We start from the raw sequence: 25,001 nt of genomic DNA, 5'->3' as shown, positions 1-25,001 counted from the left end.
TCTGAGTTCTAAAGACGAAGAGTAACGAAGGCCTTAAGCAGCGCGCTGCTCGACCCCGGGACCTGCAATAAGGGCGGCGACGTCGATCAGCAGCAGCGGACCCTGTTCGGTTTCGACTACGCCCTTGGAAACCCGTTCCCAGCCCGGGCCCATCGCAACGCGCATCGACGAAGGCTCCGACAGGGTTTCCACTACGTCTTCGACGACATCGACAGTCAGGGCGTAATGATGCCCATCGACCTCCACGACCGCCGCCTCGTGGATCAGGCCATCGTCAAGACAGGTCTGTCCAAGTCCAAGTGACCGCCTGCAATCGATCACGGTGAGAACACGGCTTCGCAGGGCGGAAAGGCCGGCGACATGGCTTGGCGCGCGCGGCACCGGGATCAGCGCCTCGAGCTCGACAACGCTTTCGACGCCGGCCGCCGGAAAGGCGACACGCGTGTCGGCAATCGACACGACGAGAAGAAGGTCGTTCATCGTCCTACCCCCGATCCATTGGCCTTTAGGGCCATCAGCAATCCCCCGCGATCGTAGCGATAGACGAGGTCGCGCCCGTCGGCAGCCGAGCGGTCGGTCGCAAGACGCAACACTCGTCCTGCCCCTTCGGCGACCTGTTCGCCGTCGGCGATGATCGTCAGGTCGGCGGCAAGTTCGTCGTCTTCACCGATGACGAGGTAGCCTGCGGCCTCGACGATTGGGCGAAGCATGTTCTGCATCCACGCATCGCCGGCCGGTATGCGGCAGACCTGTTGAGCAGCCGGAGTCGCGGTAGAACCCAGATGCTCGGCGAACAGCCAGTGCGCATCGATCAGCTCGGCAGGCTCGCCACCGATCAGGGTCACACCGCTGATCGCGCCAGGCACGTCGGCCGGAATGACGTTCCGGTCGATCGTCATCAGGTCGATGACCTCGCGGAAGGCAAAGCCGATCTCGTGGAAGCCGTCGTTCAGGCGGAACAGGCGGACCTTGTCAGTCGGCAGCTCGTGCCCGTCGACACCGGCCAGAGGAAGGATGGCCTCGCCGAGCTGCACGCGGAGACGTCCCGCGCCTTCGCGGATCGCGCTTGCCGGGACTTCCTCGATCCGGTCGACGATGCCGAGACGAAGCGCCCGGCGGCCACCGTCCAGACCACGGAACAGCATGACCGGCACGTCGCGGTCCTGCGTGGGGGCGGGTGCATCGGCAATCCGTGCGCCGCGATCGATGGCTTCGAGGTGAATACCGCCGGCCTGCGCAAGTCCCGCGGGATCGAACAGAAGGATCGGGCTTCCGTCGTCAGCCAGGGTCGTGCCCGCGTAAAGACCGGTCGCCATGACGGCGGGCGCCGCGGGCTTCACCACCAATTCCTCGTGATCGTGAATGCGATCGACCGCGAGCGCGTAGACATCTCCACCGGACGGCCGAAGCACGACCATCGTGCGTTGGTCGTCGGTCAATTCGCTCGACAGGCCGAGGACGTCGGCAAGCGCCACCTCAGGCACTCGGCGACCACGGATGGTGGCAACCCCCGCTCCGCCGATCCGCTCGAGCGTCACGCTTTCGCCATTGGCGCGGACGATCTCTTCGATCGCGGACCGCGGAATGGCAAAATGCTGATTGCCTATCGACACCGTCAGCGCGGGAATGATGGTCAGGGTCAGCGGAACGCGGAGCGTCATGCGAGTGCCCTTGCCCGGCACCGAATCGATCTCGACCACGCCGCCGATCCGCTCGACGTTCGAGCGCACCACGTCCATGCCGACACCGCGGCCCGAGATCGAAGTAACTTCGCGAGCGGTGGACAGGCCGGCCTCAAAAATCAGCGCGAGTTGCTCGGCGCGGCTCATCCGCGCGCCTTCTTCGCGGTCGATCAGGCCGTTTTCGACCGCCTTGTCGACCAGCTTCTGCCCGTCGATGCCGCGTCCGTCGTCGACGATGTCGATCAGGATCTGGTTACCCGACTGACGCGCAGACACCGACAGGATGCCGATCTCGCGCTTGCCCGCCTTCAGACGATCAACCGGCTTCTCGATGCCGTGATCGACCGCGTTGCGGATGATGTGCGTCAGCGGATCGCGGATCATCTCGATCATTTCGCGATCGAGTTCGACATCGCCGCCGTCGACGTCGACCAGCAGATGCTTGCCCAGTTCGGACGACAGGTCGCGGACCATCCGGGGAAGCGCGGAGAAAAGATTCTCGATGCGCTGCATCCGCGTCCGGGTAATCGCATCGCGCATCTCGGCAATGATTCCCGACAGCCGCTCGAACGCTCCATCGACGGCCACGTCGCCGGTCGATTCGCGCAGGCGCCGGGCCAGCTCGTTGCGGGCCAGCACCATGTCGCTCACGCCCGACATCACCCGGTCGAGCAATTCCACCGACAGGCGGATCGTGCGCGGCGCGGCGGTCTGCCCCTTCATTACCTCAGTGCCGGCAGCCGTCTTGACGCTACTGGTCTCCGCGCCCGGCGCGAGCGCGTCGATGAGGGGTTTGTCGTCACCGTCAGGAAAGTCCTCACCGGCATCGATCGCCCCGACCATGTCGCCGATCCGGTCGATCACCGCGAGAACCGCGCTAACCAGTGCCGGGTCGGGTTGGCGGCGTCCGGCGCGGCAGTCGGCAAGCGCATCCTCGGCTGCATGGCTCAGCGCCTCAAGGCGCGGAAAGTCGAAGAAGCCGCAATTTCCCTTCACCGTGTGGACGAAGCGAAAAATGCTATCGAGACGCGCCCGGTCATCGGGCTGTGCCTCCCACGCCACAATCTCTCCGCCCAGTGAATCGAGCATTTCCCGGCATTCCGCCACGAAGTCGGCAATCAGGTCGTCCATCGGTGCGCCATCGTCCCACGAATGTGTTCGTGGGGCTGCTATGCACCCGAGGTGTTAAGACGGCGTTAGCCCTAGAGGCCGGGCAGCGTGACCCCGATCAGAAGGACTTCATCGGCCGGATCGCTGAGCCGGATCGTGCCCCCCGCTTCGGCGGCGAGGTTGTGGGCAAGCCAGGCCCCGGCGGCCCGGGCCTCGACCTGACCACCGCTGGCTCCCGTCGCGATCGTTTCGCGAATCTTGGGATCGAGCAGGATGCGCGTCCCCTCAGCGCGAATGACCATCTCCAAAGCGCCGTCGCGCCGCTCGGCTCCCACATCGAGCCGACCGCCGCGAACAAGCGCATCGCCCGCGATCATCGCAAGATTGAGCAGCAACTTGACCGCGCCCTTCGGCAATTTGCCGCCGTCGATCATCCAGCCAAGCTCGATCCGCTTTTCCGCGCCGTAGAGCCCGTCGACCGCCGCACGCGCCTCGGCGGTGTCGATTTCGTCACCGAACCCCCCGCCCGCGCCGAACGCCAGCCTGAAGAATTTCAGCTTGTTCGCCGTCACACGAGCGCTGTCGGCGAGCAATTCCATGCATCGCTCGCGCATCTCGGGGTCCTGCTCGTCGGCGAGCAGCTCGATGCCGTTGTTCAATGCCCCGACGGGCGACAGCAGGTCGTGGCACAGGCGGGAGCACATCAGGCTCGCAAGGTCGATTGCGTTCATGGGCCGGAGTAGTGCGCGAGTGGACCGCGAGTGGCAACATGCGGGCCATTGAAACCGCCGCGGCGCCTTCCCAAATGTTCGATAATGGCCGGGGGGCATCACATCATCGAGGTTGCACTCGACAGCAGTCACGCCGGCTGGCGCCTCGATCGGGCGCTCGCCGCGCAATTGCCAGCCATGTCGCGCGAGCGGTTGAAGGTGCTGACCAAATCCGGCGCCTTGACCCGGTCGGGAACCGCGGTTCGCGATCCGGCGATCAAGGTGCGCGGCGACGAAGAATATCTGCTGGCAGTCCCCGATCCCGCGCCCGCGCACAACGAGGCGCAGGATATCGCGTTGGTGATCGCTTATGAGGATGAGCATCTGCTGGTGGTCGACAAGCCTCCTGGCTTGGTCGTCCATCCCGCCGCGGGCAATCGCGACGGCACCTTAGTCAACGCCCTGCTGCACCACTGCGGCGGCAGCCTGAGCGGCATCGGCGGGGTCGCCCGCCCCGGTATCGTGCATCGCATCGACAAGGACACGTCGGGCCTCTTGGTCGTGGCCAAGCATGACGTGGCGCATGAGGGCCTTGCCCGCCAGTTCGCCGACCACTCGATCGACCGCCGTTATCTGGCCATCGTTTCCGACGTTCCGCGCCTTGCCGAGGGCTCGGTCGACGCACCGCTCGCCCGCTCGCCGCACGATCGCAAGAAAGTTGCGATCGTCACGGCGGACCGAGGCAAGCGGGCCGTCACCCACTGGCGGCGCCTCAAACCCTTGCGCGAAGCGGCGCTGGTCGAATGTCGGCTTGAGACGGGGCGGACGCACCAGGTGCGCGTGCACATGGCGTCGATTGGCCACCCGCTGGTCGGCGATCCGGTTTACGGACGGACCCGGAAGGCCCATCGCGAGTTATTGAAGAGCCTGGGATTTCACCGGCAGGCGTTGCATGCTGCCCACCTTGGCTTCGTCCATCCTGTCTCAAAGGCCCGTTTGTCGTTCGACAGCGCCCTTCCGTCGGACATGCAGGAACTGTTCAGCGCGCTTGGTGTATAAGTTTTAAATCGGTATGGGACGTCGATCCCATGCTCAGGGAGTGAAATGACGATGGCGAATGCGAAGGCGGCCAAGGGTACCAAGGCAATGTCGATCCCCGCAGCGGGGGGCGAGGCCGGACTCAACCGCTATCTTTCCGAAATCAAGAAATTTCCGATCTTGGCGCCGGAAGAGGAATTCATGCTCGCCACCCGTTGGCGTGAGCAGGGCGATACCGACGCGGCCGCGCGTCTGGTCAACTCCCACCTGCGCCTCGTGGCCAAAATTGCCATGGGCTATCGCGGCTATGGCCTGCCGGTCAGCGAGCTGATTTCCGAAGGCAACATCGGCCTGATGCAGGGCGTGAAGAAATTCGAGCCCGATCGCGGCTTCCGCCTCGCGACCTACGCCATGTGGTGGATTCGCGCCTCGATCCAGGAATTCATCCTGCGCTCGTGGAGCCTCGTGAAAATGGGTACCACCGCGGCGCAGAAGAAGCTGTTCTTCAATCTCCGCCGGATGAAGAACCAGATCGACGCGTTCGAGGAAGGCGACTTGAAGCCCGAAGCGGTGACGAAAATCGCGACCGATCTCGGCGTGACCGAGGCGGAAGTCATCTCGATGAACCGCCGCATGGGCATGGGCGGCGACACCAGCCTCAATGCCCCGCTTCGCGACACCGATGGCGAAGGCCAATGGCAGGACTTCCTGGTCGACAACGGTCCGCTTCAGGATGAATTGATCGCCGATGACGAGGAGCGCCAGGTTCGCCACGATCTTCTGGTCGAAGCGATGGGCAGCCTGAACGATCGCGAGAAGTTCATCCTGACCGAGCGGCGCCTGAGCGAAGAGCCTAAGACGCTTGAGGATCTGAGCCAAGTCTATGGCGTCAGCCGCGAACGCATTCGCCAGATTGAGGTGCGCGCGTTCGAGAAGCTTCAGTCGGCGCTGATCCGTCTTGCCGGTGAGCAGCGGCTCCTGCCCGCCGCCTGATCCGCACTGAACCGATCAACGGGGCGCTCGCACGGACGGACCGTGCGGGCGCCTCTTGCTTTTGGGGTCAGTGAGTCCGACCCTCCGATCTTGCACAGCGCCTGGCCGCTGCCTGCGACTCGGCGCCTTCGCCACCACGGAGGAGGATAGTCGCATGCCCAAGACAGCATCGGAGAACACCCAAGGCACGAGGGTCATCGCGCTGGTCGGACCGGCCGGCGCCGGAAAGACCAGCCTGGCGGAAGCGCTGCTCTTCGCCAGCGGAACGATCGACCGGCAAGGCTCGGTCGCCGCCGGGACCAGCATCGGTGATTCCAGCGCCGAAGCCCGCCAGCGCGGCGGGTCCACCGAAACCAACGTCCTCCACTTCGATTATCTCGGCGAACATTTCGCCATCATCGATGCTCCCGGCTCGATCGGTTTTGCTTCCGACGCTGCGCGCGGCGTTGCGGTGGCCGACCTCGCCATTGTCGTCGTCGACCCCGACCCGACCCGCGCGGCGCTCGCGGCCCCCGCACTGAGGATGCTCGACGAGCAGGGCATTCCTCACATCATCTTCGTCAACCGGATCGATCAAGCCCACGGGCGGATCCGTGACCTGCTGGAAGCCTTGCAGCCGATGAGCGTGTCGCCGCTGATCGGACGCCAAATTCCAATCCGGGAGAATGACAAGGTCACCGGTTTCGTCGATGTCGCGCTCGAACGCGCCTATCACTATGTGCCCGGGAAGCCGTCGCAACCGATCGACATCCCCGGCGACGTCGCCGCCCGCGAAGCGGAGGCGCGAACCCATCTTCTCGAGCAATTGGCCGACCATGATGATCAATTGCTCGAGCAGCTTTTGAACGACCAAGTCCCAGAGCCTGCCGCGATCTTCGCCGACCTAAAGCGGGAGACCAGTGACAATCTCGGCGTGTCCGTGCTCTTCGGGTCGGCGCAGAATGGGTGGGGGGTCAGGCGGCTGCTCAAGGCCCTTCGCCACGAAGCCCCGGGACCCCGAGACACGGCGCTGCGACTAGGTGTCGAAGCACCCTCCTTATATGCCTTCAAGATATCGCACGGTGGATCGGTGGGTCGCCTCGCCCTGGCCCGCGCGCTTGGTGGCTCGATCCGCGAGGGGACCGACTACCGAACCGCGTCGGATGCCTCTGGTCGGCTCGGCGCATTATTCTCGGTGCAGGGCGAGCGAACGTCGAAGGTCACGGAAGCGAACGATGGAGATCTGATCGCGGTCGCCAAGGTCGATGCGGTTCATTCCGGCGAATGGCTTGGCGCAGGACCCCTGCCCCCGCCGCTCGAGCTCGACCTCCCCGCCCGCAATTGCACGCTCGCAATCGAACCGGCCGACCGCAAGGACGACGTCAAGCTGTCGGGCGCGCTTGGCCGCCTCCTCGAGGAAGATCCAAGCCTAAGCCTAGAGCAGGACGAGTCGGCGCACGAGATGCGACTGCGCGGGGTCAACGAAGAGCACCTTCGCACCAGCCTGGCCAAGCTAAAGCGCCGATACGGGGTCGAGGTTGCGCACCGCCAACCGTCGATTGGCTATCGCGAATCGATCCGTCGCCCCGTTACGCAGCGCGGACGGCACAAGAAGCAGTCCGGTGGACACGGACAGTTCGGAGACGTCGTCATCGAAATCCGGCCGCTGTCGCGCGGCGCCGGTTTCAAGTTCGGCGAGCACATCTCCGGCGGCGCGGTGCCCAAGCAGTGGATCCCGGCGGTCGAGCAAGGCGTTCGCGACGCGATGGTCAAGGGACCGCTCGGCTTCCCCGTCGTCGACGTGGCCGTCACGCTGACCGACGGCAGCTATCACAGCGTCGACTCCAGTGAGCTGGCCTTTCGTCTCGCCGGACGGATGGCGATGCAGGACGCCTTGGCCGTGGCCGCCGCGCATCTGCTCGAACCGGTGCACAAGCTCGTGCTGGTCACGCCCGCCTCTTCCACCAGTCGCGTCTCGTCGGCGGTGGCAAGCCGTCGCGGCCAAATGCTGGGGCTAGCCCCGCGCGACGGGTGGACGGGTTGGGACCGGATCGAGGCGCTCGTTCCGGAAAATGAGCTCGACGGCCTTGAAGCCGAGCTACGCTCGCTGAGCCAAGGCCTCGCCAGCTACGAGGCGGCGTTCGACCATCTCGCCGAACTCAACGGTACGCTGGCGGACAAGATCTGCAAGCAGCAGGTCGCCGAGCCCGCCTGACGATCAGATCGCGGCCGCGCTTTCCGGTGCGGTCGCGATCGTCGCCGGGACATCCTCCTCACCGCGGCTGACCACGGTCGCGCAGGCGAGGTCACCCGTGACGTTGAGCGTCGTTCGGCACATGTCGAGGAAGCGGTCGACGCCGAGCACGAGGCCGATTCCTTCAGGCGGCACCCCGATCATGCCCAGGATCAACGCCACGACTGGTAGCGATCCGGCGGGAACGCCCGCGGTACCGATGCCGCCGAGGATGCAGACCAACAAGACGAGCGCTTGTTGCGCAAGGCTCAGCTCGACCCCGAAGAATTGCGCGAGGAACAGCACGGTGACGCCTTCGAAGATGGCGGTCCCGTTCTGGTTGGCGGTCGCGCCGATCGTCAGCACAAAGCGCGCCACGCGCGGCGGCAGGTTCAGCTTCGTTTCGGCCACCCGAAGCGCGGTCGGCAGCGTCGCGTTCGACGAGGCCGTCGAGAACGCCATGACCATTGCTTCCTGGCTTTGCCGGAAGAAGAACAGCGGCGACATCTTGCCGGCGAACTTGATCACCAGCGGATAGACGACGAACATCTGTGTGCCGAGCGCAAGCAGGACGACCCCGACATACGCGCCGAGCCGCAGCAGCAATTCCCATCCGAACACCGCCGACAGGTTGAACATGAAGCAGGCGATGGCGATCGGCGCGAACTTGATGATGATCGAGATCAGCGTCATCGCGACATGGAAGATGCCTTCGATCGCCGACTGAAGCGCCTGCGCGGGGCGGCTGTCGGTGATCAACAGGCCGATGCCAAAGATCAGCGCGAAGAACATGACCGCAAGGATGTCGTTGTCCGCGGCCGCCGCGACGACGTTGTTGGGGATGATCGCCAGCACCGCGTTGACACCCTGCGGCTTCTCCGACTGACCGCTGAGGATCGCGCCCGCCCCTTCACGCGCATCGGCAAGTAGCTGCGCCGCCAGTGCCTGGTCGACGCCCGCACCGGGCTGGATTAGGTTGGTGAAGAACAGCGCCATCACCACCGCGATCCCGGACACCGCGACCGTGAAGAACAGGGTTTTCAGCCCAACGCGCTTCAGCGACCGGACGTCACCCATCTCCGCAATTCCGACGACGAGCGCCGAGAAGAGCAAGGGAATGACGAGCATGAACAGCAGGCGAAGGAAGATCTGGCCGATCGGCCCGGTTACGTAGGTGGTGATCGCATCGACCCACGGCGCGTCGCCGCCGCCCGCGGCATTGGCGATCAGGCCTGCGATCAATCCGACGAGGAAGCCGATCAGCATCTGCCATTGCAGCGCGATGCCCTTGCGCTCGGTCTTCGTCATTCGGTCGTCCCCTCGTTATTCGCCGCCGTGTGTTGCGGTGCGGAGGCGGCGCGTCAAGCGCCGGAGCGTCCGAACGGGTCGTCGATCGAGGCAGGCGGCACACTGAACCACTTGGGTCCGGCGGCCGTCATGTGGAAGCAGTCTTCGAGCCGGACCCCAAATTTGCCCGGAATGTAGATCCCCGGCTCGTTCGAAAAGCACATGCCCGGAGCAAGCGTGGTCGCCTCGCCGCGGACGAGATTGATCGGTTCGTGACCCTCCATCCCGATCCCATGCCCGGTGCGGTGGGACAGGCCGGGAAGCTTGTAGTCCGGGCCATAGCCCCAGCGCGTATAAGCGGCGCGAACAGCGTCATCGACGCTGCCCGCGGTGACACCGATGCGCGCGGCCTGCATCGCAATCTTCTGGCCTTGCGCGACCTGTTCCCACACGCGCCGCTGATCGGCAGTCGGCGCCGCCCCGAACACGAAGGTGCGTGAGATGTCGGCCTGATATCCGCGCACGGCGCAGCCTGTATCGACCAGCAAAATTTCGCCCGGGCGCAAGACCTGCGGCTTTCCGCTGCCATGCGGATAGGCCGCTGCCTCCCCGATCAAGACCAGCGCCCACGGGCTGCTTCCACCGCGGCTGACCATCGCCTGCTCGAGCAGGGTGGAAATGTCGTCCGGAGTCATCCCCGACTTCAGCTTGCCGTGCATCTCACGAATGGCATCGAGCGTGATGTCGGACGCTTCCTGCATCAACGCGAGTTCGGCCGGTGACTTGATCATCCGGCACCCGCGAACGACGCCGTTGGCGTTGCGTGTGACCGCCTTGGGATATTGCTGCTTCAGCCGGTCGACGATGAAGAAGCGATTGGTCTCCTCGATCCCGATCGGCTGGCCCGCGACCTTCGTTTCATGAAGGATGCCCGCGACCGTGCGTAGCGGTTCCTCATGCTCGTCCCACGTGCGGATGTCCGCATCGACCTGAAGACTTTCAGCGACCGAGGGCTTCTCGAAAAAAGGGGTCACGATCAGCGGGGGACCGGATACCGGGATCACCGCGGCGGTCAGGCGCTCGGATCGGCTCCAGCGGACACCCGTGAAGTAATCGAGGCTGGCGCCCGGCTCGATGATGATTGAGCCAAGCCCCTCTCGCTCCATGAGGCGACGCGCCTTGGCTAGGCGCGCCATCCGCTCCGCCTTACCGATTGGCGCAGGCAGCGCCCGCGACGTCGACGGCTGCGCCTTCAGGGCCGGTGCTGCGGCCGAAGCGGCCAGTGCCATCGAGCCCTGGATCCAGCGGCGGCGACTGATCGACAGCAATTTTACTCTCCCGGAGACAAAAGGCACCTTCACTTGTTGCACGTGCGAGCAACATTCGCCAGCGAGGTCTAATGCCCTTCGAAATGCCCAAGTCGCGCGCCGGCCAACGCCGGATCGGCGCCCGGGAGACCGTCGCCCTTCTGGCCGGCTTGATGGCGCTCAACGCTTTCGCGATCGACGCCATGCTTCCCGCGCTGCCCGCAATCGGCGAATCGCTTGGCGTCACCGACGAAAACCGACGCCAGCTTGTCGTTGTCCTTTACATGGCGGGCTTCGGCTCGACCCAATTGCTGTGGGGTCCGTTGGCGGATCGCTTCGGGCGCAAGCCGATCCTTGCGCTGGGCGTCATCCTATACGGCGTCTTCGCGGCGCTGTGCGGCTTCGCCAGCGACTTTACCATCCTCGTCGCGGCGCGGTTCGGCATGGGCGCCTCCGCCGCCGTTACCCGCGTCCTTGTCACCGCGATGGTCCGCGACCTGTTCGAAGGCGAGCAGATGGCGCGGGTAATGAGCCTTGTCTTCATGGTCTTCATGCTCATCCCGATGCTGGCCCCCAGCGTCGGGCAACTGATCCTGCTGGTTGGAAGTTGGCGACTGATCTTCATCGTCCTCGCCGTCTACGCACTGATCATGTGGCTATGGAGCTACGCCCGGCTGTCCGAGACGCTGCACCCCGACAACCGCAGGCTGCTGGAGTGGCGGACGATCGGCACCGCGGTCGGGGCGTCACTGCGCGAGCGGCTTTCGCTGGGCTACACGCTCGGGCTGACGGCAGTGTTCGGGGGGCTGACGGGCTACATCGCCTCGATCCAGCAGATCGTGTTCGACACGTTCCAGGCACCTGCAGCGATCGGCGCCGTCTTCGCCGCGGTCGCGGCGCCCATGGCGTTCGGCTCTTGGCTCAACTCGCGGTTGGTCGGCCGCTTCGGACTGCGCCGGGTCGGGCATGCCGGGCTGATTGCCTTCGTCATCGCCTCGGTTGGCCATCTGCTTATTGCGGTGACGATGGGCGAGACATTGTGGATGTTCGTCGTCCTGCAAGCGCTTGCGATGGGAAGCTTCGCCTTCACCTCGTCGAATTTCGGCACGCTGGCGATGACCAACATGGCCAAGTTCGCCGGCACCGCCTCGTCAGTGCAGGGCACGATCCAGACGATCGGCGGCGCCGCAATCGGGTTCGTCATCGGCCAAAGCTTCGATGGAACGCAGATCCCGTTCCTAGCCGGAATGGCAGCTTGCTCGATCGTCGCGTTGATCGCGGTCCTGATCATCGAGCGCGGACGCTTTTTCGGACCGATCGAGCCCCCCGTACTCCGCGCATGAAAAAGGGGACGCGCATCACGCGTCCCCTTCACTTCTTGTGGGCGGCGACGCTTATTCGTCGCCGTCAGGCCCGACCATCAACGCTTCGGCGACCTCTTCCTTGCGGCCGCGTACCGCATTCTCGATGCGCTGCGCGATCTCGGGATTTTCCTTCAGGAACACCTTCGAATTCTCGCGCCCCTGACCGATTCGGATCGAGTCGTAGCTGAACCAGGCACCCGACTTGTCGACGATGCCCGCCTTGACGCCAAGGTCGAGGATCTCGCCAACCTTGCTGACGCCTTCGCCGTACATGATGTCGAATTCGACCTGCTTGAACGGCGGGGCGACCTTGTTCTTCACAACCTTCACGCGGGTCGTGTTGCCGACGATATCGTCACGATCCTTGATCTGCCCGATGCGCCGGATGTCGAGACGAACGCTGGCGTAGAATTTCAGCGCATTGCCGCCGGTCGTGGTTTCCGGATTGCCGTACATCACGCCAATCTTCATGCGGACTTGGTTGATGAAGATGACCGTGCAGCGCGAACGGCTGATCGAACCCGTCAGCTTGCGCAGCGCCTGGCTCATCAGGCGTGCCTGAAGGCCAACGTGGCTGTCGCCCATCTCGCCTTCGATTTCCGCGCGCGGCACAAGCGCCGCAACTGAATCGACCACCAGAACGTCGATCGCGTTTGAACGCACCAGCGTGTCGACGATTTCGAGCGCCTGCTCACCCGTGTCGGGCTGAGAGACGATCAGTTCGTCGATGTTCACGCCCAGCTTACGAGCATAGACCGGGTCGAGCGCATGCTCTGCGTCGACGAAGGCGGCGGTTCCGCCCTCCTTCTGCGCCTCGGCAATCGCGTGCAGCGCAAGCGTCGTCTTGCCCGAGCTTTCCGGCCCGTAGATCTCGACGACGCGGCCGCGCGGCAGGCCACCGACGCCAAGAGCAATGTCGAGCCCCAGGCTTCCGGTCGACACGGTATCGATCTCGATCTTCTCGCGGCTGCCCAGCTTCATGGCCGAGCCCTTGCCGAACGCGCGATCGATCTGCGCGAGCGCGGCTTCCAATGCTTTCTGACGATCCGTGCTCACGCTGTCTCCACTCGTGCCAATGACTTTCAACTGCGCTGCCATGCCCATCATCCTTCCGTCAATCGTCGCGGTCCGGCGACGTGTTCGAAAGCGGTGCGTACCTTGTTTGTTCCATAAGAACAAGAGCAGAACTGTGAGGAGGCGAGGCTTAGCCCGCGAGTGCCTTTTCAATGATCGGGGAGACGCGATCGATGGTGTAGGGTTTCTCGATCATCGGCACATTTTCGAATTCGCTAGGTGGCGGATCGACATGGCCGCCGCTAGCTAGGACGAACGGCTTACCCAGTTCACGAAGCGCGGTCGCGACAGGCCACACGCTTTCTCCCTTCAGATTAACGTCGAGGATGGCGAGATCGAAACCGCCCTTCCCCACTTCGCCCAGCGCGCTCTCGACCGTGTCGCAATTGGCGCTGACATCGTGGCCCAGCGAGAAGATGAAATCTTCCAGCATCATCGCGATCAGCGGCTCGTCTTCGACGATCAAGATGGAACGCTTGCCCGACATCATCGCGCGGCAATAGCATCCGTTACGGCATAGGAAAGACTTATTTCTGGTTGAGCGCGCGGCGGACGGCCTCGGCCAATTCCTGGACCGAAAACGGCTTGGGAAGGAACGCCACATTCTCGATGTCGATCGAATTGCGAAGCTGCTCCTCGGCATAGCCCGACATGAATAGGATCGGCACCTCGGGGCGCGACTTGCGAGCCTCCCGCACCATCGTCGGCCCATCCATTAGCGGCATGACGACGTCGGAAATCAACAATGCGATCTCGTCGCCCCGCTCGACGATCTCTAGCGCTTCTTCGCCGTTGGTCGCGGTCAGGACGTGATAGCCGTGCCGGGTCAGCGCGCGTTCGGCAACGGTGCGGACCATCGGCTCGTCCTCGACCAATAGGATCGTGCCGCTTCCCCACAATTCGGTGTCCGGGCGCGACCCGCGCGATGCCTTGGCCGGCGACTTCGCTTCGGGATCGGAATGATAGACCGGAAGGTAGATGGTGAAGCGCGTCCCGGCATCCACCTTGGAATCGGCGAAGATGTACCCTCCCGACTGCTTTACGATCCCGTAGACGGTCGAAAGGCCCAGCCCCGTGCCCTTGCCGACCTCCTTGGTCGTGAAGAACGGCTCGAACACCTTGCCGAGGATCGCGGGCGCGATGCCACTGCCCGTGTCCGCGATCGACAGGGCGGTATAGTCCGCGATGGGGAGGATATCGCTGCCAAGGTCCGCAACCTGGTCTGCGCGAACCGCATAGGTCTGGATGGTCAGCACGCCGCCACCGGTCTCCGCCATCGCGTCGCGGGCATTGACCGATAGGTTGACGATCACCTGCTCCAGCTGCCCCGGATCCGCTCGGACGGCGCCAAGGTCGCGGCCGTGCTTCACTACCAGTTCGACAGTCTCGCCGAGCAGGCGCTTGAGTAGGTGCGAGACCTCGCTGACGACGTCGGGAAGCTGCAGGATCTGCGGTCGCAGCGTCTGCTGGCGCGAGAAGGCCAGCAATTGCCGGGTCAATCCCGCCGCGCGGTTCGAGTTCGACTTGATCTGCTGGATATCGTCGTAATCGCTGTCGCCCGGCGTGTGACGCATCAGCATCAGATCGCAATGGCCGATGATGGCGGTCAGGATGTTGTTGAAATCGTGCGCGACGCCGCCCGCAAGCTGTCCGACCGCCTGCATCTTCGTTGCCTGCGCGACCTGTCGCTTGAGCTTCGCTTCCTCGCTATTGTCCTTCAGCAGCAAGAGGACGGCGGCATCGCCAAGGCCACGAAGCCCGGCAACGGTGAGCGCGACCGGCTCGGTCGGTTGATGCGCCAGTCGTACAGGAAGATCGCTCGACATCGATGGGCCGCGCGCGTTGCGGCGAACCGCGTCGGCAACCGGTCCCTTGTCCTCCTTGACGACGAGGTCGCCCGGATAGGTCGGCATCACCTCTTCGCCCAACCCGCCGGCAATGCGGAAAGCCCGGTTCACCGTCAGAAAGCGACCATCGCGGTCGACCAGCGCCAGCCCGATCGGCAGCATTTCCAGAAGAACCTGGACATTGGTCGAGGTGGACATGCTCGCGCTGCCCCCCTGCTCAAACAGCATCAGCGTCCCCGCCTCGCTACCCGAAGTCGGGTCGATCGGCAGATGCACCCCGCGCAATGCCGGTGCGTCTGCCCCCTCGGCCACCAGATGAAGCACCCCGCCATCGACACTGGTGATCAACTCGTCGAGCCGCGGCGACTCCTGACTTGCCGAGTGCCCCAATGCCCGATCGGCAAAGCTCTTGTTGGCGGCGATCAATCGTCCATCGTCGTCGACCAGCGCAGCCATCACGCCCGCGCTCGCCAGTCGAGTGCCGGTCTCGCCCGCAATCTGCAGCGACGCCACCTCGAGCGGACTGGGCGCTGCTTCCGATCCGAAATGCCAGAGCAGCTGGTCGCGGTGCAGCCCGACGCGCTGAACGTGAACGACGACATTGTGCCCCGCCACCGACAGGGCGCCACTCGAAGCTTGGCCATTCCGCCAAGCCGCCTCGCGCGCCTTCACTAGCTCTTCTCTGGCTGCCCCCTCCGCGATGTCGGTCGGCGCGACTTCGGTGCCGAAGCGATCGCGAAAGGCCGCGTTGACCGATTGCAGCGTCCCCTCGGCATTGGTGAGTGCCGTGGGTTCGGGAAGGAGGGCCAGCGTAGCGCCGATCAACGACAGATCGGCGACGGGCAGTGGCTCGACCACCACCGATTTGGCGCCGCGCCGCTCGACGACGAACGCTGCCACTAGCATCGCGACGAAACCGGCAAGGAAGAGCGCGCCGAACACCGGCTGGTCGATCAGGAAGAACAGCACGGCCCCGCTGGCCGCCGCGGCCGCGACGAGCGCCGGCACCAGCCAGCGAGTATCGTCACGACCCAGGTCGGCGTCAGCGCGGTCGAACTGTTCGTATAGCAATGCCTACCAGATCCTGACGCGTTGCTCCGGCGACAGGTAAAGCGCCTGTCCCGGTTGCACCTTGTACGCATCATACCACGGGTCGAGGTTGCGCACGACCGCGACGCGCTGCTCCGACGGGGAGTGCGGATCGGTGATCAAGCGCTGACGCAGATTGGCTTCGCGATAATTGCGACGCCATACCTGCGCCCAGCCCAGATAGAAGCGCTGGTCGCCGGTCGTCCCGTCAATCTCAACCGGCTGCGCACCGTTCAGCGAATGGCGGTAGGCATCATACGCCACGGTCAGGCCGGCAAGGTCGCCGATATTCTCGCCCAGCGTGAAGTCGCCCTTCACGTTCGCACCCGGGAAGACCTGGTACGCGTCATATTGGCTGACCAGCGCCTTGGTTGATGCCGCAAAGGCCTTGCGATCGGCGTCGGTCCACCACTCCTGAAGCCGCCCGCGCTCATCGTACTTCGCGCCTTGGTCGTCGAAGTGATGGCTGATCTCATGACCGATGACCGCACCGATGCCGCCATAGTTCACCGCCGGATCGGCATTCGGATCGAAGAAGGGCGGCTGAAGGATGGCGGCCGGAAAGACGATCTCCTGCATGCCGAAATTGGCATAGGCGTTGACCGTCATCGGGGTCATTCCCCACTCCCAGCGACGGATCGGCTGGCCAAGCTTTGAAACCGAATCCTGGTGCTGCCACTCGGCCGCCCGCAGCGCGTTACCGAGCGCGTCGCCCGGCGTGATCGTCAGCGCGGCATAGTCCTGCCAGCGATCGGGATAGCCGATCTTGGTGGTGAAGTTGGCAAGCTTGGCCCGCGCACGCTGCTTGGTCGCCGGCGCCATCCAGGCGAGGCCATCGATCCGGCGGCCCATCGCCTCGACGACATTCTTCACCAGCGCGTCCGCGGCCGCCTTGGTCTCCGCCGGGAAGTGACGCTCGACGTAAATCTTGCTGACATCGTCCGACAGCGCGCCGGTGACGAAGCTGACGCCCCGCTTCCAGCGCACTTCCTGCTCGGGCGTGCCCGACAGCGTCGTGCCGTAGAAGGCGAAATTCTCGCGATCGATCGCCGAGGGCAGGACGTGCGCATAGCTGTCGAGCGAGCGGATCAGCAGTTGGTCCCTGAGAACGCCAAGCGGTGCGCGCGAGACGATCCGGGCAATCCCGGTGATCGCGCTGGGCTGCGCGACGTTGACCTCGTCGGCGCGGATCCCGCTTTCGCTGATATAGCTGGCCATGTCGAAGCCCGGCGACGCCGCACGAAGCTTGGCGAGCGACATGAGATTGTAGGTCTTGGTCGCGTCACGGCTCTCGGTGCGCGTCCAGTGGACGCGCGCGATCTGCGTTTCGAAATCGAGCAGCGCCTTGGCGCGGGCGGCGGCATTTGCCTCCCCGGCCAGCGTCATCATCGTTGTGAGATGCTCGAGATAGCGCGTCCGCGTCGCGACGATCTTGGGATCGGCCGACAGATAATAGTCGCGGTCGGGCATGCCGAGCCCGCCCTGGTAAAGACCGGTGACGTAGCGATCGGGGTTCTTGTCGTCCTGCCCGATGCCGAGGCCGAACGGCGTCCCGATACCGTAGCGACCGGCCTTCGCCAGGAGCGAGGCATAGCCCGAGCGGTTGTCGAGCGCCTTGATCTCGCCCAGCCACGGCTGAAACGGCGCGAGGCCTTTGGCTTCGATGCCGTTGGTGTCGAGGTACGTGGAATAGGCCGCGCCGATCTTGTTCGATGGATCCTTCGCCGCTTCCTCGATGATCACGCGGGTCCGCTCACGCGACAGATCGTCGAGCGCGCCGAACATGCCGTAGTTGGACTTGTCGGCGGGGATCGGCGTGTTCTTCGCCCAAGTCCCGTTGGCATATTGGTAGAAGTTGTTTCCCGGCAGGACGGTGGTGTCCATGCCCGCCGTATCGAAGCCGAAGGTGCCCAGTTGCGGCTTCGGCGCTTCGGGCGCGGCCGGCTCGGCGACTGCCTCGGCACTGGCGACCGGAGTAGGCTCGGGCGCCGTCGTCGCCATGCATCCCACGAGAGCGGTCGAACCCGCCAACAACATCATCCAACGACCCATGCTCACTCTCCCATGTCGTAAATCTAATCGATCGCGCGACTCGCGCTGTCACGCGACACACGCTGCCGCCACTTGCGTCCGACCCACCACCGCCATCCGACGAGCGACACCAGATAGCCGATCAACGCCGCGCCAAGGCCAAGGACGAACAGTCCCGACATCAGCGAGGGTGCCGCGTCCGACAGCAGCCAGCCAACCCATTCACCAAGATCCGCCTTGCTCGCCATCAGCCGCTGGTAGGAAGCGATGTCCGCGTGGAAACCCAGCCGGTTGCCGACCTGGATCGCGGCGAGAAGGAAAAAGGGTGTCGTCAGCGGGTTGGACAAAAAGGTCATCGCCGCCGCGATCGGGATATTGGCCCGCATCGGGATCGACAGCAGCGCCGCGCCGACGATCTGAAGGCCCGGTATCATCAGGAAGATCCCGATCAGCAGGCCCGCGAACACGCCCCGGGGAACCGAGCGGCGGGTAAATCGCCACAAGTCCGACCGCTTGATCCGCTCGCCGAACGGGCGGAGGAATCGGCTTTCGACCACCTGCTCGCGCGTCGGCGCGTGACGGTGCATGAAGCGCTGCCAGAAGTTGGGGGCCTCAGCCACCATGCCTCAGGATGCGTCCCTGCTCCCGCTTCCAGTCGCGTTCCTTGATCGTCGCGCGCTTGTCGTGGACCTTCTTGCCGCGTGCGAGCGCAAGCTCGATCTTGGCCCGACCGCGACCGTTGAAGTAGATCGACAGCGGGATCAGCGTGAGGCCTTGCCGATTGATCGCGCCGTAAAGCTTGGCAATCTCGCGGGCGCGCAGCAGCAGGCGGCGACGGCGACGCGGTTCGTGGCTGGAATAACCGGCATTGCCATATTGCGGGATCGACGAATTGACGAGGAAGACTTCCTCGCCCTCGACCATCGCGTAGCTCTCGGCGATCGATCCTTCGCCGGTCCTCAACGCCTTGACCTCGGTGCCCTTGAGCTCGATTCCGGCTTCGAACCGCTCCTCGACGAAATATTCGTACCGGGCGCGCCGGTTCTCGGCGACGACCTTGGCCTTGTCGAATGGGGTAGCGGGTGACGCAGACATGATCGCCGCCTTAGACGGCCCGATGCCACCTGCAAAGCGCTCCGTCGCGGCCTAGATCAAACCGGCATGGACTAGCGCCGCATCGACCGCGGCCTTCGACGCCGCCGATGGCTCGGTCATCGGCAGACGAAGTTCGGTCGGGAAGTCGGGTCGCACCTTCGACAGCGCATATTTGACCGGGCCCGGCGATGCGTCGGTGAACATCGCCGTGTGCAGCGGAAAAAGTCGATCCTGGAGCTGCAGCGCCTCGTCCCAGCGGCCTTCGCGCATTGCCTCCTGAAACTGCGCGCAAAGCTTCGGCGCGACATTGGCGGTGACGGAGATGCAACCCTTCCCGCCCATCGCGCTGAAGCCGAGCGCCATGTCGTCGTTCCCACTCAGCTGGACGAACTCGGCGCCGCAGGCCTCGCGCTGCGCCGACACGCGCGCAAGATTCCCCGTCGCGTCCTTAACCCCGACGACGTTCGGCAACCGCGACAGGCGCGCCATCGTCTCGACCGAAATGTCCGTCACCGTGCGCGCCGGCACGTTGTACAGCACGATCGGGATGCCTTCGTCGGCGACCGCCGAAAGATGGGCGTATATGCCGTCCTGGTTTGGGCGATTGTAATAGGGTGGCACGTGCAGGGCCGCGTCAGCCCCTGCTTCTTTCGCAGCGCGCGTCAGCGCAATCGCATGGCGCGTGTCGTTCGCGCCGCAGCCGGCAATGACCGGCACGCGGCCACGGGAGACCTCGACCGCGATCTCGATCACGCGGCGATGCTCTTCGGGCGAAAGCGTTGCCGCCTCGCCGGTCGTTCCGCACGGAACGAGCGCGTTCGAGCCCTCGTCGATCTGCCACTCTATGAAGACTCGGGTCGCCGCCTCATCCACTCGCCCCGCCGCAAAAGGAGTCACCAATGCCGGTATCGACCCGAAAAACATGGATTCTTTCCTTCACCTGATGAGACGCGCGTGGTTAGAATTAACTAATCGCGGTGCGTTGTTCAGCACCTGATAATGACGGGGGAGTGAGAATGTCCACTATGAGGCCAATCGCAATCATCGTCCCGCTCCTGCTGTCGACCGTCGCCGGCGCCGCCGTCCAGCAACAGCCCTACCCCGCCCTGCGACCCGCGCCGGTCGCCGCCAGCTCCAATTACGACGTAGGCTACGCGCTCAACGACTGGCGCCGGCTTCGGCAGAGCGACGGTTACGCGTTCGGCGATTATGCCCGCTTCATCATCGGCAATCCGGGTTGGCCGGGCGAGACCGCGATGCGCCGCGCCGCCGAGAAACAGATGCGCGCCGGCGAGGTGCCGACCACCGTGCTGAGCTTCTTCGCTTCGACCGAACCGCAAAGCGGCAGCGGCTGGGCGCGCCTGGCCGAATCCTACGCGGCGACCGGGCGACAGGTCGAGGCGCTTGCCGCCGCTCGCAGTGCCTGGGCGTCGGGCGATCTGTCCGCCTACGACGAACAATCGCTCTTCGCGCGCTTCGCGTCCGGCCTGACCACCGACGATCACGACAAGCGAGTCGATGCGTTGCTGTTCGCTCGCAAGACCACCGACGCCTATCGAATGCTGCCGTGGACCAGCGCCGCGCGGCGTCCCGCGCTCAGCGCGCGCATTGCCCTGCTCAGCCAGATGCCCGACGCGGAAGTGCGTTTCGCGGCGGTCGCCGGTCAGGTCAGCACCGACGCCGGACTGCTGATGGACCGCGCGCGCTACTTCCGCGCCACCAACCGCGAACAGGCCGCTCGCCAGTTGCTCGCCCGACCCCATCGGTTCGTGCACCGTCCGACCAACGTCGACAGCTTCTACGAGATGCTCGAGCTGACGGCGAAGGCCGCGATGGCGGATCGGCAATTCCAGACGGCGTATGACATTGCCCGTCAGGTCGACGACAGCTTCGCGCCCGGCGTCGACCTCAGCATGAAAAGCTACGGCGTCCGCGACAAATATACGACGCTCACCTGGACCGCTGGGATGGCTGCGCTGGAACGGCTCGGTCGCCCGCGCGATGCGATGGCGATGTTCGACCGCTACGCGAAGGGGGGTCGCTCGCTCCAGGTCGCCAGCAAGGGCTATTATTGGGCCGGTCGCGCCGCGGCGCAGGCCAATGATCCCGTCCGTGCCCGTGCCTATTTCGAGAGCGCGGCCGCGACACCCGAACTTTTCTACAGCCAACTCGCGCTCGAACGGCTCGGTCGCGCCGTTCCCGCACCGGCGGCGGCGTCGGCCGCCCTGGCGGGACCGGCGCAGCGACAGGCATTCCAGAACAAGCGTCTCGTCCGCGCGGTGCGGATTCTGCAATCGCAGGGCCGCCGCGACGAGCAGAGCTTGTTCATCCGCGCCCTCACCGAGGATCTGAAGACGACCGAGGACCGCGCGCTCGCCGCTGAAATGGCGACCGCGATCGGGCGGCAGGACCTTGCCGTCTGGACCGCACGCTCGGCCCGCAACTCGGGCAGCGCCTTTTACTTCCGCCCTGCCTTCCCGACGCATTCGTCGAGCGTCCCCGGTGGCCGCACCTGGTCGCTGGTCCATGGCATCACTCGCCAGGAATCGAGCTTCGACCGCGCCGCGGTCAGTCACGCCGGGGCACGCGGAATGATGCAGTTGATGCCCGGAACCGCGCGAGAGCAGGCTGGCAAGATGGGCTATGGCTACGACTATGGCCGCCTGACGTCCGATCCGTCGTACAACGTCATGCTCGGCAGCGCCTACTTCCAGCGCTTGCTTGCCCAATGGGACGGCAATTATCCACTCGCGGTCGCAAGCTACAATGCGGGTGCAGGCAACGTCCGCAAATGGGTTCGCGCCTATGGCGACCCGCGTGGCAACGTCGACATCGTGTCGTGGATCGAGAAGATCCCGTTCGAGGAAACCCGCGGCTACGTGCAGCGTGTCCTTGAAAACAGCGTCGTCTACGACCGCCTCAATCCGTCGCTGGGAACCCCGCAGCCGGTCCACATCTCGGCCTACCTCGGCAAGGCGTCGCGGCCGGGCTGATGGCGGATGAAGGCGGCAGCGACCGCCCTCCCCGCTTCATCACGCCCGCCGGCTTCGCGGCAATCCGGGCAGAATATGAGCAATTGTTCGGAAGCGAACGGCCCAAGCTGGTCGACGTCATTTCGTGGGCCGCTGGCAACGGCGACCGATCGGAGAACGGCGACTATATCTACGGTCGCAAACGCCTTCGCGAGATCGACCGCCGCTTGTCCTATCTTTCGAAGGTGATGAAGCAGGCCAAGGTCGTCGATCCCGCCGCGCAGGCCGAGCGAGACCGCGTGCGCTTCGGGGCGACCGTCGAAGTCGCCGACGAGGAAGATGAGCGGCGTATTCTGACCCTGGTCGGCATGGACGAAGCCGACGCCACTGCCGGCCGGATCAGCTGGATCGCGCCGATCGCCCGCGCGCTGATCGGCGCCCGCGTCGGCGACGAACGCATCGTCCGCCTGCCCGCTGGCGAAAAATCCTACGAGATCATTGCGATTCGCTATCCCGACTGAGCGAGGTCAGCCAAGCTTCTTGTGCGGGAAATGAATGACGGTATCGCCCTGCGCAGGCGGGCTTTGCGGAAATGCTTTTTGCATCTGGTCCGCAACCGCCGTCAACGCTGCCAGGCTGCCCGCCATCTCGTCGGCCGCGTCGATCACCGTCCAAGGGGCCCAGCGCGTGTCGGTCTGCGCGAACAGGTCGTGAAGGATTTCAGTCGTGCGCTCGCGCTGGCCAAGCCCCGCAACGTCCTCTTCGGACAGCAAATGGCGGCGCCACTCGTCCTCCTGCCGCTCGCGAAGCACCGCCAGTTGACGCTCGCCCGACACGTGGAAGAACAGCTTCACCAACAGCGTGCCATGGTCGCGCTGCTGCGATTCGAACTCGTTGACCTCGTCACAGGCGCGCGCCCAGCGCTTGTCGTCGAGCGCGCCGTACAGCCGATCGGCGACGATCCGCCGATACCAACTGCGATAGAAAATGCTGGTGTCGCCCGCCGCGGGCAGGCTTCCCCAGAACGGGGCCAACCAGTGGCGGCCATGGTCGTCGGCTTCCTGCGCGGCGACACGAACGACCTGCAAATGGCTCGGATCCCAAGCGCCGACCATGCGCCGCAGCGCGGCCTTCTTGCCCGCCCCGATCCATCCTTCAACCAGGATAATCGCTCGGCGTCGATGAACGATTTGCGACAGCTGCAGCCGGGCCAACCTCGCCTGCAGACCGGCCAGCGCCGCCGAAGCATCACCGTCGAACGCTTGTCCGCGTTCAAATTTCGTTAAATCGATCGACACCCGCGATGCGTAACCAAAATGGATACGCCTCGCAATCGGGCCCTAATCAACTCGTCCTGTTGTGGCACGAATGCCGCAAAGCCACTTACGCGGGCTTCGGCGCTCCGTCCCCGACGATACGGATCGACAGTTCCCTCAGCTGCTTCGGCGTCACCTCGGCCGGAGCGTTCATCAACAGATCCTCGGCCTTCTGGTTCATCGGGAAGACGATAACTTCGCGGATGTTCGGTTCGTCGGCCAGCAACATGACGATCCGGTCGATGCCCGGCGCGGATCCGCCGTGCGGCGGTGCGCCGAACTTGAACGCGCCGATCATGCCCGGGAAATTGGTGTCGACCTCTTCCGGCGTGTAACCGGCGATTTCGAACGCCTTGTACATGATGTCGGGACGATGGTTACGGATGGCGCCCGAGCTCAATTCCACGCCGTTGCAGACGATGTCATACTGCCACGCCAGGATGTCGAGCGGATCCTTGGTCTCCAGCGCTTCCATCCCGCCCTGCGGCATCGAGAAGGGATTGTGGCTGAAGTCGACCTTCTTCGCGTCCTCGTCATATTCGAACATCGGGAAATCGACGATCCAGCAGAAACGAAACGCGCCTTCCTCGATCAGCCCAAGCTGCTCGGCCACGCGCGTGCGCGCTGCGCCGGCCAGCTTGGCGGCCTGACCCTCGGGGCCCGCGGCGAAGAAGATGCCGTCGTCGGGACCGATGCCCAGCTGTTCGGCAATCTTGTCCATGCCCTCGGTGCCGTGGTTCTTGGCGATCGGCCCGCCCCACTCGCCGCCCTTGCGGGTCGCATAGCCAAGACCGGCAAAGCCTTCGCCGCGCGCCCAGTCGTTCATCTCATCGAAGAACTTGCGGCTCTTCTCGGCGGTGCCCGGCGCCGGGATCGCGCGAACGACCATGCCCTTCTCGACGAGCCCGGCGAATAGGCCGAAGCCCGAACCCTTGAAGTGGTCGCCGACATCATGGACCAGCAACGGATTGCGAAGGTCGGGCTTGTCGCTGCCATAGCGAAGCATCGCCTCGCGATAGGGAATACGCGGGAAATCGCCTGCAGCGGTAACCGTCTTTCCGTCCGCGAACTCCTCGAACAGTCCCGCCAGGACCGGCTCGATCGCGTTGAAGACGTCGTCCTGCGTGACGAAGCTCATCTCGAAATCGAGCTGGTAGAATTCGCCCGGGCTACGGTCGGCGCGCGCGTCTTCATCGCGAAAGCACGGCGCGATCTGGAAATAGCGATCGAACCCGGCGACCATCAGCAGCTGTTTGAACATCTGCGGCGCCTGCGGAAGCGCGTAGAACTTGCCCGGATGGACGCGGCTTGGGACTAGGTAGTCGCGCGCTCCCTCGGGGCTCGACGCGGTCAGGATCGGCGTCTGGAATTCGGTAAAGCCCTGGTCGATCATGCGCTGGCGGACCGACGCGATCACCTTGGAACGAAGCATGATGTTGCGGTGAAGTCGCTCGCGGCGAAGGTCGAGGTAGCGATACTTGAGACGGATATCCTCGGGATATTCCGCTTCGCCCGCGACCGGCATCGGCAATTCGGCCGCCGACGACTGCACCTCGACCTCGCGCACCTGCACTTCGATCTCGCCCGTCGCGAGCCGCGTGTTCACCGCACCGCCTTCGCGCGCGACGACGATACCGGTGATCGTCACCACCGATTCGGCGCGAAGCGAATCGAGCGCCTTCAGCGCGTCGCTGCCCGCCGCGCACACCAATTGGGTCAGCCCGTAATGATCGCGAAGATCGACGAACAACACGCCGCCATGGTCGCGCTTGCGGTGGATCCATCCCGACAGGCGGACGGTCGACCCCACGTCGGAGGCGGTAAGGTCGGCACAGCTGTGCGTGCGATAGGCGTGCATGGTTCGTTGAACTCGC

Annotated in this window: 20 protein-coding genes; 6 read left to right on the top strand and 14 right to left on the bottom strand. The window is 64.7% G+C overall.

Features of this window, described 5'->3' with window-relative positions; all coding sequences use genetic code 11:
* Positions 1 to 33: 33 nt before the first annotated feature.
* The 3 genes from SH584_RS00720 to SH584_RS00710 all read right to left on the bottom strand — a co-directional run bounded on the left by SH584_RS00720 (position 34) and on the right by SH584_RS00710 (position 3,523).
* On the bottom strand, positions 34 to 480 hold the full coding sequence (locus SH584_RS00720) for a chemotaxis protein CheW (RefSeq protein WP_324807783.1): 447 nt from the start codon (positions 478 to 480) through the stop codon (positions 34 to 36).
* Positions 477 to 2,813 (bottom strand): chemotaxis protein CheA, encoded by a 2,337-nt coding sequence (locus SH584_RS00715; protein ID WP_324807782.1) that lies wholly within the window; start codon positions 2,811 to 2,813, stop codon positions 477 to 479. The genes SH584_RS00720 and SH584_RS00715 overlap by 4 nt, the downstream gene beginning before the upstream one ends.
* Before the next feature lie 71 nt (positions 2,814 to 2,884).
* Entirely contained in the window at positions 2,885 to 3,523 is a 639-nt protein-coding gene (locus tag SH584_RS00710) for a histidine phosphotransferase family protein (RefSeq protein WP_324807781.1), read from the bottom strand.
* An 84-nt stretch (positions 3,524 to 3,607) separates the two neighbouring features.
* Here SH584_RS00710 and SH584_RS00705 point away from each other — a divergent pair, with 84 nt between their 5' ends.
* The 3 genes from SH584_RS00705 (at position 3,608) to SH584_RS00695 (ending at position 7,727) form a co-directional block, all read left to right on the top strand.
* A complete protein-coding gene (locus tag SH584_RS00705; RefSeq protein ID WP_324807779.1) occupies positions 3,608 to 4,561 on the top strand; it encodes an RluA family pseudouridine synthase in 954 nt (317 codons plus the stop codon).
* A 45-nt stretch (positions 4,562 to 4,606) separates the two neighbouring features.
* A complete protein-coding gene (rpoH, locus tag SH584_RS00700) occupies positions 4,607 to 5,533 on the top strand; it encodes an RNA polymerase sigma factor RpoH (protein WP_322840683.1) in 927 nt (308 codons plus the stop codon).
* Between the two features lie 154 nt (positions 5,534 to 5,687).
* Positions 5,688 to 7,727, top strand: coding sequence for an elongation factor G (locus SH584_RS00695; RefSeq protein ID WP_324807777.1), 2,040 nt, complete (start codon positions 5,688 to 5,690; stop codon positions 7,725 to 7,727).
* A gap of 3 nt (positions 7,728 to 7,730) precedes the next feature.
* Here the strand turns inward: SH584_RS00695 and SH584_RS00690 are convergent, their stop codons facing one another.
* Positions 7,731 to 9,053 carry a dicarboxylate/amino acid:cation symporter gene (locus SH584_RS00690; protein WP_322840685.1) on the bottom strand — a complete coding sequence of 441 codons (1,323 nt, stop codon included), beginning with the start codon at positions 9,051 to 9,053 and terminating at the stop codon, positions 7,731 to 7,733.
* 53 nt (positions 9,054 to 9,106) lie between these two features.
* Entirely contained in the window at positions 9,107 to 10,360 is a 1,254-nt protein-coding gene (locus SH584_RS00685) for a M24 family metallopeptidase (RefSeq protein WP_324807776.1), read from the bottom strand.
* A 71-nt stretch (positions 10,361 to 10,431) separates the two neighbouring features.
* Between SH584_RS00685 and SH584_RS00680 the strand changes: the two genes are divergently transcribed.
* A complete protein-coding gene (locus SH584_RS00680) occupies positions 10,432 to 11,682 on the top strand; it encodes a multidrug effflux MFS transporter (protein ID WP_324807775.1) in 1,251 nt (416 codons plus the stop codon).
* A 51-nt stretch (positions 11,683 to 11,733) separates the two neighbouring features.
* On the opposite strand, the gene recA is transcribed toward SH584_RS00680, so the two are convergent.
* From recA to dapA, 7 genes are all read right to left on the bottom strand, one after another.
* A complete protein-coding gene (gene recA / locus SH584_RS00675) occupies positions 11,734 to 12,801 on the bottom strand; it encodes a recombinase RecA (protein WP_322840688.1) in 1,068 nt (355 codons plus the stop codon).
* A gap of 106 nt (positions 12,802 to 12,907) precedes the next feature.
* Positions 12,908 to 13,243: a response regulator gene (locus SH584_RS00670; RefSeq protein WP_324807772.1), complete on the bottom strand. Its 336-nt coding sequence runs from the start codon at positions 13,241 to 13,243 to the stop codon at positions 12,908 to 12,910.
* Positions 13,244 to 13,304: 61 nt separating this feature from the next.
* Positions 13,305 to 15,659 carry a response regulator gene (locus SH584_RS00665; protein ID WP_416385179.1) on the bottom strand — a complete coding sequence of 785 codons (2,355 nt, stop codon included), beginning with the start codon at positions 15,657 to 15,659 and terminating at the stop codon, positions 13,305 to 13,307.
* A 39-nt stretch (positions 15,660 to 15,698) separates the two neighbouring features.
* On the bottom strand, positions 15,699 to 17,714 hold the full coding sequence (locus tag SH584_RS00660; RefSeq protein WP_324807768.1) for a M13 family metallopeptidase: 2,016 nt from the start codon (positions 17,712 to 17,714) through the stop codon (positions 15,699 to 15,701).
* A 74-nt stretch (positions 17,715 to 17,788) separates the two neighbouring features.
* Positions 17,789 to 18,364, bottom strand: coding sequence for a DUF2062 domain-containing protein (locus tag SH584_RS00655; protein ID WP_324807766.1), 576 nt, complete (start codon positions 18,362 to 18,364; stop codon positions 17,789 to 17,791).
* Positions 18,357 to 18,839 carry an SsrA-binding protein SmpB gene (smpB, locus tag SH584_RS00650; RefSeq protein WP_322840693.1) on the bottom strand — a complete coding sequence of 161 codons (483 nt, stop codon included), beginning with the start codon at positions 18,837 to 18,839 and terminating at the stop codon, positions 18,357 to 18,359. Before smpB ends, SH584_RS00655 begins: the two co-directional genes overlap by 8 nt.
* 51 nt (positions 18,840 to 18,890) lie before the next feature.
* Positions 18,891 to 19,763 carry a 4-hydroxy-tetrahydrodipicolinate synthase gene (gene dapA / locus SH584_RS00645; RefSeq protein WP_324807763.1) on the bottom strand — a complete coding sequence of 291 codons (873 nt, stop codon included), beginning with the start codon at positions 19,761 to 19,763 and terminating at the stop codon, positions 18,891 to 18,893.
* Positions 19,764 to 19,855: 92 nt separating this feature from the next.
* Between dapA and SH584_RS00640 the strand changes: the two genes are divergently transcribed.
* Positions 19,856 to 21,832 (top strand): lytic transglycosylase domain-containing protein, encoded by a 1,977-nt coding sequence (locus SH584_RS00640; protein WP_324807761.1) that lies wholly within the window; start codon positions 19,856 to 19,858, stop codon positions 21,830 to 21,832.
* Positions 21,832 to 22,332 carry a transcription elongation factor GreB gene (greB, locus tag SH584_RS00635; protein ID WP_322840696.1) on the top strand — a complete coding sequence of 167 codons (501 nt, stop codon included), beginning with the start codon at positions 21,832 to 21,834 and terminating at the stop codon, positions 22,330 to 22,332. The genes SH584_RS00640 and greB overlap by 1 nt, the downstream gene beginning before the upstream one ends.
* 6 nt (positions 22,333 to 22,338) lie before the next feature.
* Here greB and SH584_RS00630 read toward each other — a convergent pair whose 3' ends face one another.
* Complete coding sequence (locus tag SH584_RS00630) at positions 22,339 to 23,109, bottom strand: polyphosphate kinase 2 family protein (protein WP_324807758.1); 771 nt, start codon at positions 23,107 to 23,109, stop codon at positions 22,339 to 22,341.
* A gap of 85 nt (positions 23,110 to 23,194) precedes the next feature.
* Entirely contained in the window at positions 23,195 to 24,985 is a 1,791-nt protein-coding gene (gene aspS / locus SH584_RS00625; protein WP_324807756.1) for an aspartate--tRNA ligase, read from the bottom strand.
* Positions 24,986 to 25,001 lie beyond the last annotated feature (16 nt).

The sequence above is a fragment of the Sphingomonas sp. LY29 genome (assembly GCF_035593985.1).
Taxonomy (GTDB): domain Bacteria; phylum Pseudomonadota; class Alphaproteobacteria; order Sphingomonadales; family Sphingomonadaceae; genus Sphingomicrobium.
The sequence above is the reverse complement of the archived record's forward strand: the minus strand, read 5'-3'. Positions and strand labels throughout refer to the sequence as shown.